12 protein-coding genes are annotated in these 9,970 nt (G+C 39.7%); 5 read left to right on the forward strand and 7 right to left on the reverse strand.

Annotation, left to right across the window (positions count from 1 at the left end; translation table 11 throughout):
* Window position 1 precedes the first annotated feature (1 nt).
* The 3 genes from ribE to ACXJIE_RS06650 all read left to right on the forward strand — a co-directional run bounded on the left by ribE (window position 2) and on the right by ACXJIE_RS06650 (window position 2,795).
* Complete coding sequence (gene ribE / locus ACXJIE_RS06640; protein WP_456480181.1) at window positions 2-607, forward strand: riboflavin synthase; 606 nt, start codon at window positions 2-4, stop codon at window positions 605-607.
* 95 nt (window positions 608-702) lie between these two features.
* Window positions 703-2,088 carry a DegQ family serine endoprotease gene (locus tag ACXJIE_RS06645; RefSeq protein ID WP_456480182.1) on the forward strand — a complete coding sequence of 462 codons (1,386 nt, stop codon included), beginning with the start codon at window positions 703-705 and terminating at the stop codon, window positions 2,086-2,088.
* Window positions 2,089-2,096: 8 nt separating this feature from the next.
* On the forward strand, window positions 2,097-2,795 hold the full coding sequence (locus tag ACXJIE_RS06650; RefSeq protein ID WP_456480183.1) for a YaaA family protein: 699 nt from the start codon (window positions 2,097-2,099) through the stop codon (window positions 2,793-2,795).
* On the opposite strand, the gene ACXJIE_RS06655 is transcribed toward ACXJIE_RS06650, so the two are convergent.
* From ACXJIE_RS06655 to ACXJIE_RS06685, 7 genes are all read right to left on the reverse strand, one after another.
* On the reverse strand, window positions 2,792-3,337 hold the full coding sequence (locus ACXJIE_RS06655) for a hypothetical protein (RefSeq protein ID WP_456480184.1): 546 nt from the start codon (window positions 3,335-3,337) through the stop codon (window positions 2,792-2,794). The genes ACXJIE_RS06650 and ACXJIE_RS06655 overlap by 4 nt on opposite strands.
* 3 nt (window positions 3,338-3,340) lie before the next feature.
* Window positions 3,341-4,120 (reverse strand): rod shape-determining protein MreC, encoded by a 780-nt coding sequence (locus ACXJIE_RS06660; RefSeq protein ID WP_456480185.1) that lies wholly within the window; start codon window positions 4,118-4,120, stop codon window positions 3,341-3,343.
* Window positions 4,113-5,138, reverse strand: a complete 1,026-nt coding sequence (locus ACXJIE_RS06665) for a rod shape-determining protein (RefSeq protein WP_456480186.1) — start codon at window positions 5,136-5,138, stop codon at window positions 4,113-4,115. The genes ACXJIE_RS06660 and ACXJIE_RS06665 overlap by 8 nt, the downstream gene beginning before the upstream one ends.
* Entirely contained in the window at window positions 5,131-6,354 is a 1,224-nt protein-coding gene (gene clpX, locus ACXJIE_RS06670; protein WP_456480187.1) for an ATP-dependent Clp protease ATP-binding subunit ClpX, read from the reverse strand. The genes ACXJIE_RS06665 and clpX overlap by 8 nt, the downstream gene beginning before the upstream one ends.
* Window positions 6,338-7,102, reverse strand: coding sequence for an acyl-ACP--UDP-N-acetylglucosamine O-acyltransferase (gene lpxA / locus ACXJIE_RS06675; RefSeq protein ID WP_456480188.1), 765 nt, complete (start codon window positions 7,100-7,102; stop codon window positions 6,338-6,340). The genes clpX and lpxA overlap by 17 nt, the downstream gene beginning before the upstream one ends.
* Window positions 7,103-7,193: 91 nt before the next feature.
* On the reverse strand, window positions 7,194-7,634 hold the full coding sequence (gene fabZ / locus ACXJIE_RS06680; protein ID WP_456480189.1) for a 3-hydroxyacyl-ACP dehydratase FabZ: 441 nt from the start codon (window positions 7,632-7,634) through the stop codon (window positions 7,194-7,196).
* Window positions 7,635-7,650: 16 nt separating this feature from the next.
* Entirely contained in the window at window positions 7,651-8,778 is a 1,128-nt protein-coding gene (locus ACXJIE_RS06685; RefSeq protein WP_456480190.1) for an epoxyqueuosine reductase QueH, read from the reverse strand.
* 122 nt (window positions 8,779-8,900) lie between these two features.
* Here ACXJIE_RS06685 and ACXJIE_RS06690 point away from each other — a divergent pair, with 122 nt between their 5' ends.
* Together ACXJIE_RS06690 and coaE are read left to right on the forward strand one after the other, a co-directional pair.
* Window positions 8,901-9,401, forward strand: a complete 501-nt coding sequence (locus tag ACXJIE_RS06690; RefSeq protein ID WP_456480191.1) for a class I SAM-dependent methyltransferase — start codon at window positions 8,901-8,903, stop codon at window positions 9,399-9,401.
* A gap of 14 nt (window positions 9,402-9,415) precedes the next feature.
* Window positions 9,416-9,970: dephospho-CoA kinase (coaE, locus tag ACXJIE_RS06695; RefSeq protein ID WP_456480192.1), on the forward strand; the 555-nt coding region annotated here is incomplete at its 3' end.

Here is a 9,970-nt window from a genome sequence, read left to right on the forward strand (position 1 = left end):
AATGTTTAACGGACTTATAAGAGAAACGGCAAAAATAAAAAGTTTTGCAAATAACAAATTAAGTGTTTTGGCAAAACACAGACCTCAAACAGGTGACAGCATTGCAATAAACGGCGTGTGTCTTACAGTCACAAAAATATACTCTGACGGGTTTGAAGTTGAACTCTCACCCGAAACCCAAAAAATAGTACCGCTTGAAAATTACCGGGCAGGAAAAGAAGTGCATATAGAACCGGCTCTTCGTTTCGGGGAGAGAATAGACGGTCACCTTATCCAGGGACATGTCGACGCCATAGGCGAAATACTTGAAATCAAAAAAAACGCCAACTCTTACGATGTAATCATAAAAACAGATCCGAAAATTATGAAATACGTCGCACCTAAAGGCTCAATCGCAATAGACGGTGTAAGCCTGACCGTTAACGAAGTGTTCAGCGACAGGTTCAGACTGACAATAATTCCGCATACATTTGAAAACACTCTTTTTAAAACATATAAACCGCATAGGAAAGTAAATATAGAAACGGATATGTTTGCAAGACACATCTATCATATGCTAAAACACTCCCCCGATGATATCAATGAAAAAATACTAGCATGGTGGTAAATTTAAGCAAACTTTAAGAAATTTAATCTTTTTAATTCTTTTTTAACCCTTTTGTAGTATACTGACACCGGGAAATTAACTTTTAAGGAGCGGAAATGAAAAAACTTATTTTAGCGGTCAGTGTAAGTGTCGCATTAATGGCGGGAAATTTAAATTTAAAAGTGGACAATTCGGCCATCCAAAGAATAGCGCCTAATCAAAACGGCCTTGTAATGTCTTACTCTTCGGTTGTTCAGAAAGTTATTCCGAGCGTCGTAAACATTTCGACCGAAAAAATGGTTAAAACCAAAATACCCGAACAGTTCAGAAGATTTTTTGAAGATCCTTTTTTCAAAAGGTTTTTCGGTCCGTTCGGAAACATCCCCAAAGAGCCTAAAGAGCATAAAGAATATGCTTTAGGCAGCGGGGTTATCGTAACAAAAGACGGTTATATCGTTACAAACAACCACGTGATATCGGGTGCTACGAAAATCATCGTAAAACTCCACGACGGAAGAAAATACACGGCGAAACTTATAGGAACGGATCCTAAAACGGACATTGCGATTATTAAAATAGACGCAAAAAACCTAAAACCCATAACAATCGCGGATTCAAGCAAAATCAAAGTGGGTGACATCGTTCTTGCGATAGGAAACCCTTTCGGGCTGGGTGAGACGGTTACCCACGGAATCATAAGCGCCCTTAACAGAACGTCAATAGGTCTGAACGACTATGAAAACTTCATCCAGACAGACGCCGCAATAAACCCTGGAAACAGCGGAGGCGCGCTTGTTGATCTTAAAGGAAGGCTTATAGGTATCAATTCCGCAATAATAAGCAGAAGCGGCGGAAACAACGGTATAGGCTTTGCAATTCCGAGCAATATGATGAAATTCGTAATAACATCGCTTATCAAACACGGCAAGGTGGAAAGAGGATATTTAGGCGTAATGATCAGCAACATAGATTCAGGCAAGGCGAAACTTTACGGAATAGACCACGGTGTGCTTATCAACAAAGTCGAACCGAAAAGCGCAGCCGCCGCGGCAGGATTAAAACCCGGCGATATTATAGTTGCGGTTGACGGGGAGGAAGTTAAAAACGCAGGGGAACTCAGAAACAAAATAGCTTTCAAAGGACCGGACGCAAAAGTAAACATCAAAGTATACAGAAACGGAAAATACATCACTCTAACGGCAAAACTCAAAGCGCTTAAAACAAAAGTCGAAACTATTGAGAACATAAAACTTCTCGAAGGAATGACATTAAAAGAAAACAAAGGGCATATAGAAGTGGACAAAGTGGCGCCGAACACATATCCTGCAATGGTAGGGCTTCAAAAAGGCGACATAATTCTCAGAGTAAAAACCGTAAAAACAGGAAAATGGGTTTATGTAAAATCAATCGACGAGCTTAAAAGGCAGTTAAAAGACCTTGACAGAGGCGACGTTTTACTTGAAATAAAAAGAGACGGTTCCATTTTTATCGTTCAAATGTAAGGACTCAAATGAAAATACTCTTAGCGCCGAGCGAGAGAAAAACGGCAGGGGGAGACAATCCCCCTATATCAAAAAAGAGTTTCGTTTTTCCAGAAATTTATGAAAAAAGAATAGAGGCCGTTAAAAAATACGATGAATTTTTAAAAACGACGGACGACATTAAAAATTTCGGATCCGATAAAACCTCCGTATTTTCACGCCCGACAAAAAAAGCCGTTTTAAGATACGGCGGCGTTGCGTTTGATCACTTAAAATACGGTGAACTCGACAAAGACTCTCAAAAATGGATAGATGAAAACGTTTATATATTTTCAAACCTTTTCGGTATTATAAAAGCCGGGGATTTCATTCCGGAATATACACTGAAACAGGGTGCGAAACCGGGATTTGACATATACTCTTACCATCACAACATATTTGCGCCCGCACTTGAAAAAATAAACGAAAACGAACCGTTCATCGATTTAAGGGCGAAATTTTACGAAAAAATCTATAAACCCAAAAACGCCATCACCTTTAAATTTATCAAAAACGGCAAAGTTCTAAGCCATTTCGCCAAAGCTTACAGGGGAAAACTGACGGCAATTATCTCAAAACATAAACCCGAAACGTTAGATGAGGTGCTAAAAATCCCTTTTGAAGATATAAAAGTAATCGAAATTCAGGAAAAAAAGGGAGTCAAAGAGATAGTGTGCGAAATTGATTAAACGTCAAAATCGTCCAGCCCTTCAAAATCGTCAAACCCCCCTTCAAAATCGTTATCGGCCACTTCATCTTCATAACTTTCGAAATATTCGCTTGTCATTACATCTTCATCCAAATCCGCGGAGACGTCGTCTATTTTTGCATCGAGTTCTTCAAGTTTCGAATCAATCTCATCAAGCTTAGAATCTATTTCGTTTAAATCGTTTTGTAAAACCTCGTTTATCTCACCGCTGTCCATTCCGAGGCTCTCGCCCATCTGAACAGGCGAAACATTATGGTTAAAAAGCAGGTTGTAAAGCCCCATTCCCGCCATTACACCGGTTAAAGATCCTAAAAAGCTACTTCCAAAGCCGCCTGATAAACTGCTTGAAGTCGAATTTGTCTGAGTCTGAGGTTTTGTTTTGAGATCCTCGCTTGAGAACTTTTTTTCATCTTTTCCTTCAAGTTTTGATACTCTCTTATCGAGTTCGTCAACTTTTTGAACGAGTTTTTCAAGTACAAGCCCCATTTTCTTAAGCGTGTTTTCAATGTTTTGAGTATTCATCCCTTACTCCTTTTTTTTAATTATATCCTTATTTTTATTTTTTTGTATATTTTCAACGGAAGTTTCCACCACATAAAAAAACTCGGGGTTCAAATCGTTATAAAAAAGTTTTATTTTAGCTTCCTGATAAAGCTTTCTTTCGATTATTTCCGTAACCATTCCCACTTTCGCACCCTGATAAAAAACGCCGTCAAGACCGCTGGTTATCACCAAGTCACCTATATTTATTTTCTCAAATTTCGGAATATATTTAATTGTATTGATTTTTCCGTAAAAAATCCCCGGAATTTTGTTTTTTCCTATATATACCGTATAAGAGGTTTTTTCATTGGAATTTAAAAGGGCCAAAGAATAATTCGAATAATGTTTTACGGCTATCCCCGCCGCCATATTGTTATAAACAAGCCCACGGGGTGTAAAAAAAGGTTTGTCGTAATTTATATACACCTGGGTAAAATCGGGCAGTTTGGCATAGGAGATCACCTGAGTAAAAACCATATTCGGAATGTCCAGACGCTTAAAATATTTCAGATCTTTACACGTGGCGTATTTGACTGCTATTTTTTGAATTTCGTCTTTTAAAAACCTGTTTTCCTTTAAAAGCTTTTGAAGGGTGTCTTTTTGATCGATATATTCCTCATATGTTTTTTTCCAGGAATTAATAAGGGAGGAAAAAGAGTTTTTAAGCGAATTGGCGCTTTCAAGAGTGTATTTTTTAACAGTGGGAATCTGAAAAAACACCACTATCAAAAAAGTAATGATTAATAATAACCGTTTACTCATCAAGCGTTGCTAAAATTTCTATTTCGTCCAAAACTTTTCCCGTTCCTTTCGCAACGGCCAAAAGAGGCTCTTCGGCAATATATACCGGCAGTAAAACCAAATCGCTCAAATATTTGTCAAGCCCCTTGAGCAAAGCGCCCCCGCCTGTCAGCACTATTCCGTTTTCGACAATGTCCCCCGCAAGGTCAGCCGGGGTTTCTTCAAGCACCTGTTTAACGGCTTCGCCTATTTCTTTAACCGGTTCTTTAAGCGCCTCTCTGATGTCTTCGCTTGTCACCGTTATAGTTTCAAGAAGCCCGGAAATCCTGTTTTTACCCTGAACCGCCATTTTGAGTTCCTCATCAAGCTTAACCGCGCTTCCGATTTCCATTTTAATCTCTTCGGCAACCCTCTCGCCTATAATAAGATTGTATTTTTTATTGATATAATCAACTATACTTCTGTCAAACTTATCACCGGCAACCCTGATCGACTTACTGACCACAAGCCCGCCTAAAGAAATTACCCCTATTTCTGTAGTACCGCCTCCGATATCGATTACCATACTTCCCTGAGGCTCTTTTACTGGAAGACCGGCACCTATTGCGGCGGCCATAGGCTCTTCTATCAGATACACTTCCCTCGCCCCCGCGCTCATAGCCGATTCTTTAACCGCTTTTCTCTCAACCTGGGTAAGTCCGTAAGGAACGCATATTACGATTCTCGGTCTAATCAGACCTTTTCTGTTGTGCACTTTTTGAATGAAGTACCTTATCATCTCTTCCGTCACGCTGAAATCCGCAATCACCCCGTTTTTCATAGGGCGGATGGCTACAATATTTTTGGGCGTTTTACCCACCATCTCTTTTGCAGCTTTTCCGACGGCTAAAACTTTCTTTTTGTGTTTGTCGTCTTTAATGGCAACAACGCTCGGCTCGTTTATAATGATACCCTTTCCCTTAACGCTCACTAAAGTATTGGCCGTTCCCAAGTCAATGGCCAAATCGTTGCTGAAAAGTCCTAAAAGTTTGTTAAACATTTCCTTCCTTTTTTATAAGTATGGGCTCGGTTTTTTTCTCAATTACATCTTTTGTAATTATGATTTTATATCCCCTGTATTCGGGCAGGTTGAACATAATATCAACCATCGCCTCTTCCAAAATGGCTCTAAGCCCCCTTGCTCCCGTTCCTCTTTTTATCGCTTTGTCCGCTATAGCCTCAAGGGCTTCCCGTTCAAATTCAAGCTGAGCATCGTCAAGCTTAAAGAGGGCCTGATACTGCTTGATAAGGGCGTCTTTAGGCTCTGTCAGAACCTTTATGAGATCATCCCTTCCAAGTTCTCTAAGAGTGGCGATTACCGGAAGCCTTCCGATAAGTTCTGGAATAAGCCCGTATTTAACCAAATCTTCAGGCTCCACAAGTGCGAAAATATCGTCTTTTGTAAGTTTCTCTTTTGTTTTGCCCAAAAACCCTACGGTTGCGCCTTCAAGCCTTTTTTGAATAATCTCCTCAAGCCCGTCAAACGCACCGCCACATATAAACAGAATATTCGAAGTGTCTATCTGGATAAATTCCTGATTAGGATGTTTCCTGCCCCCCTGAGGCGGAACGTTTACGATTGATCCCTCTATGATTTTAAGCAGTGCCTGCTGAACGCCCTCGCCGCTTACATCCCTTGTAATGGATCTGTTTTCGGAAAGTCTTGAAATTTTGTCTATTTCGTCTATAAACACGATTCCCCTCTGGGCTTTTTCGATGTCCCAGTCAGCCGCCTGGATAAGTTTCAAAAGCACATTTTCAACATCTTCTCCGACATATCCCGCTTCCGTAAGCGAAGTGGCGTCGGCAATTGCCAAAGGAACATCAAGAAGCTTCGCGAGCGTTCTTGCTATAAGCGTTTTTCCGCTTCCGGTGGGCCCTATCATAAGAATATTCGATTTTTGGATTTCAACGTCGCTTTTCGCTCCGAAAAGTATTCTTTTGTAATGGTTGTAAACCGCAACGGAAATTATCTTTTTAGCCCTTTCCTGCCCTATTACGTATTCGTCTAAATGCGCTTTTATCGCTTTTGGGGTAAGAAGCTTGATATCGGCGCTTTTTTCTTTTTTTTCCTGTTTCTTATCTTCGGCCCCCATTATTATTTCATACGCCGTAAGCACACAGTTTTTACAGATAAACGCCGCATCATCAGGCGCCGCCAATAGCGGATTGTCCTCTGTTTCAAGGCTTCCGCAGAAACTACACTTTTCTATCATATGGTATTCCCCTTTTCGAATTTAGTACGAATTCGCATAAATGTTTTACATATTCGTTATCTGTATTTTCAAGCAGTTCTTTAGCCGTATCCTTAAGCGGTTTTCCGCTTTCGAACAGCTCTTTGTACGCTTTTTTTATCGCATCAATATCGCTTCTGTTTTCAAACCTTCTTCTAAGTCCCGTAAGATTAAGACCTCTAAGTTTCGCCCTGTTTCCTTCAGCTATCGTAAAAGGGGGAATATCCTGCGCAACCGCGCTCGCCCCTCCTATCATCGCATGTGCACCTATTTTTACAAACTGATGAATCGGCGTCATACCGCCTATAACCACAAAATCCTCCAAAACGACATGTCCGGCGAGCGTTGCGGCGTTTGCCAAAATACAGTTGTTTCCGATAATTACGTCGTGCGCTACGTGAACATATCCCATTAAAAGGTTGTTGTCCCCTATTCTGGTAACACCTCCCCCTCCTTCGGTACCGGGGTTAATGAGGGTAAATTCCCTGATTTTGTTGTTGTTTCCTATAACAAGCCGCGTTTTTTCACCGTGATACTTCAGATCCTGCGGCTCGCTGCCGAGCACCGCATGCGAATAGATATGGTTATTATCTCCTATGGTGGTGTAACCGGTAATGTAGGCATACGGCTCGATAACGTTATTGTCTCCTATAACAACGTTTTCGTCAATTATAGCGCCCTCGCCTATTTGACAGTTTTTTCCTATTTTTCCTTTAATAATCGCTTTCATAAATTCTCCATTCTCAATTCTCTCTATTCCCCAAAAAGTCTACCGACTTTTCGTGGGCCCTTTTTTTAAATTCTCTATTCTCCATTTTTAATTATTTATCCATTATCATGGCTTTAAGTTCGGCTTCGCTAACAAGCTCGCCGTCCACATACGCTTCGCCTTTAAGCTGCCATATTTTTCCCCTGTGTTTTATTGTTGAAACTTTATATACCAGTTTATCGCCCGGAAGCACCGGTTTTCTGAACTTGGCTTTGTCTATACTCATAAAATACACCACTTTGTCGCTCAATTCCTCCTTGCTCATAACCGTAAAAGGCAAAATAGCCCCCGTCTGCGCCATACCCTCGATAATCAGCACGCCCGGATAAATGGGATGTCCCGGAAAATGCCCCTGAAACACCTGGTTAGTAATGGAAATGTTCAAATACCCTTCTACATATTCGCCTTCTTTAACCTCCGTAATTCTGTCAACCAATAAAAACGGATATCTGTGAGGAAGCATTTCCTGAATCTGATTAATATCAAAAACCATATATATTCCTTTTTTATTAAAATTTTATCAAAATTTCTCTCACATCGGGGTACACTTTCGCTTCAATATGGACTTCGTATTTCTCTTTTAATTCATCAACGACAATTACAGGCGATAACGAATATTCGGAATGTGTGATTTTTTTCCTGAATTCCATCTCCTCTTTTATATCCGGAGGGTTTTTTACCATTTCCCTGACATTTTGGTATTTTTTATTTAAAATTTCGTTAAATTTTGAAATTTCCACAAAAATTATCTGCATTCTGTTGAAATACCCTACCCCGTCTTTTACAAATTCTATTTTACCCCTTGCAGGTCTTTGAAGATACGAATAAAACAGTATATAACTCTCTGTAATTCTCCATTCTCCCTCTTTACCCCGAAAAGTCTCAGGACTTTTCGGGGACCCCGGATTTTCCATTTTACATTTTATACTGCCTTTTAGCAGTCTGTAATTGAGAAAATTTTCTTTGATTATTTTATATTCTATACCTTTATCTTCATATTCAAGCCTTTTTTTGTAAATTTCTAACCTCTCTTCTATGCTTGCGGGAAGTACCTGTCCCGTAACGGGACTCAAAAGCTCGTCTATTATTTCCTGACGCCGTTTTTGCCGCCAGATTCCGTACAGACACCCGCAATAATCCTGCCTGTACATCTGAGTTTCTTTCGCAAACTGCTGCTGAGCCTGGGTCCCGCCTTTTTTGCGGTAATCGGGAGCGTAAAAATCGACACCGTATTTTCTTTTTATAACTTTTCCGACCGAACTTAACTGCTCTTGTGATTTCATAGGCGACATTAAAAGGGATGTAGTGATTACATTATCCCCCGTTTTTTGCGCAAATTTTGCGGTAGCTTCCAAAGAGTGGTCAAAACATATAGAGCATCTAACGCCCTTTTCCGGCTCGTTTTCCTTTCCTTCGACTGCTTTAAGCCAGCCTTCGTAATCATATTCGCCCTCGACATATTCAACCCCTAATTTTTTACATATTCTTTCGGTGTCAAGCGAACGGAGCTTAAATTCGCCGTAAGGATGAATGTTCGGATCATAAAAAAAACCGGTTATTTTTTCATCCGGAAAATCCTCCTTTAATCTTTTTAAAAAATATCCCGCATCAACACTGCAGCACAGATGGGCAACCATTAACAGCCTTTTTTGGAAAGTATAACAAAATGAAAAGTTAAAAGTGAAAAATTAAAAATTAATTCGTCCGTTATTTGTAATTTTCGTTTTTTTTGATATATTAAGCCAAAAAAAGGACAGTAATGACTCAGACTCAAAAAGAGATGATGGCACTTGTAGGGGCGTGCACCCAGGAAGCCGGAGACAGATTTCTGGTACCGGATGTTTTAAACGGGGAATTCGACAAAATCCTTACCAAGAAATTTGAACTTTTCAACGAAGACACCGAGAAAAAATATGACCTTATCATCGAAGAAAAACCGGGCGATTTGATTAAAGTATATGAAAAACTCAACGATAAGGGCATATACATCACAACTGCCTCATCCCTTGAAGACAGGGAGCTTTTCGCAAATCTCAGCAAGCTTTTTTACATCGTAATGCCTTATTATTTCATTGAAGACAGCGGAGAAAGAAAATCGCTGGTGTTTGCAAGCAAAGAAATTCATCCGACAGCCGACCTAATAAGACACAGAAGCGACTTCGTAGAAAACACCCATTATTACCATACGGACATACACCTTGCGAGTTTCGTTCTGCCCAAATATATTTTTGAATATATAAAAGACGTTATCAAACCTTAATGGAGAATTGAGAATTGAGAATTGAGAATAACGAAGTTTCCGAAAAATCATTAAATTTTTTGAAATTTAAAAATGCGATTGTACTCACAGGCGGCATAGGGACGGGCAAAAGCACTGTCGCCTCTTTTTTGAAAATGTTCGGCTATAAAATAATAGACGCCGATGAAATAAGCAAAGAGGTATTTGAAGAAAAAAAAGAAAAAATAAAAGAAATTTTCGGTACTGCGGATAGGAAAAAACTAAGAGACATCGTATTTAACGACAAAGAAAAACTGAAAACCTTAGAAGATCTTATTTTGCCCGAAGTAAAAAAAAGAGTAATCGAACTTGCACTAAAGTATGAAAAAGACGGCGTTAAATACTTTGTGGATCTGCCTTTGTATTTTGAAAAACAAAACTACCCCGAATTCGATAAAATCTTAGTAATTTACGCCCCGAAAAAACTGCAGGTAAAAAGGGTAATGCAAAGGGATTGCGTAAGTGAAGAGCAGGCCCTTGCAATTTTAAACAACCAGCTTGATATTGAGCTTAAAAAACAAAAAGCCGACTACATTATCGACAATTCCGAA

The organism is Nautilia sp., assembly GCF_053994455.1.